This window comes from Paenibacillus sp. CMAA1364 (assembly GCF_054373195.1).
In genome coordinates this window covers 1-1069 of the sequence record NZ_JBITNB010000061.1, presented here as the reverse complement: position 1 = coordinate 1069, position 1069 = coordinate 1, and the positions used below count along the sequence as shown (strand labels likewise).

The 1069-nt window shown below is 41.3% G+C and carries 2 protein-coding genes; both read left to right on the top strand.

The window, feature by feature from the left end; all coding sequences use genetic code 11:
* Positions 1-37 precede the first annotated feature (37 nt).
* Complete coding sequence (locus ACH8E3_RS16645; RefSeq protein ID WP_458633766.1) at positions 38-727, top strand: helix-turn-helix domain-containing protein; 690 nt, start codon at positions 38-40, stop codon at positions 725-727.
* A gap of 20 nt (positions 728-747) precedes the next feature.
* A partial coding sequence (locus tag ACH8E3_RS16640) for an IS3 family transposase (protein WP_458633765.1) occupies positions 748-1069 on the top strand: 322 nt, incomplete at its 3' end.

Here is a 1069-nt window from a genome sequence, read left to right as displayed (position 1 = left end):
AAAAACTTCTACTACTACAATGATGGGAGTTTTTCTAATGTCTAAAAGAAGTCCAACTTCTTCAGAAATAAAATTACACGCCGTACAGCGATGCCTAGAGTACAAGTCAAATCCAAACTATGAAGCGAAACAGCTTGGGGTAAGCAAGGCAACAGTCACGGATTGGATAAGAAAATATAAAGTGGATGGATTGGAAGGGTTAAAGGAATCAAGCACATGGAAAACATACTCTGAGGAATTCAAGCTTGCTGCTATTAAAGATGTATTATCTGGTAATTACTCCTTAACAGCGGTAACAAAAAGGTACCATATATCTAGTAGAAGTGTCCTGCAGAAGTGGATTTCCAAGTATACTAGTGAGATAGAATTGAAACCCACTCGAAAAGGAAAGGGACTATCTCATATGAACAAAGGACGTAAGACAACGTTTGAGGAACGTATTGAAATTGCACAATATACTATTGCTAACGGTTTGGATTATCAGAAAGCGATCGCAAAGTACGGTGTATCTTATCAGCAAATCTATGCTTGGGTTCGGAAATACCAAGCAGGTAGCGAGGATGCGCTCAAGGACAATCGCGGTCGTAATAAGCCTGTAGAAGAACTAGATGAGCACGAACGCCTTAAGCTACGGATCAAGGAACTAGAAGCTCGAAACGAATACCTAGAGATGGAGAATGACTTCGCAAAAAAGTTGGCACAGATCAAGCAACGAAATACACGCTAACCCTTGTTCGACAAGTGGACTTGTATCAAGCGATTCAAGAACTGAACCAAGAAAAGGGTTACGCCATTACAAAGCTGTGTGCGTTAGCGGGGGTTGCTCGATCTGCCTATTACAAGTGGTTACAATGGACACCATCTGCCAGGGAACTTGAAATTCATGCGTTAGCAAAAGAAGTGAAGCTTCGTTATGACAAGCGAAAAGGGATACTTGGTTATCGTCAAATGCGTACTCAACTAAACCGAAAACTCAAAATGACTTACAACAAAAAGCGATATTATCGCATCATGCGTGCCCTTGGACTCAAAGCAGTCATCCGTAGGAAACGGCCACATTACGTGAAAG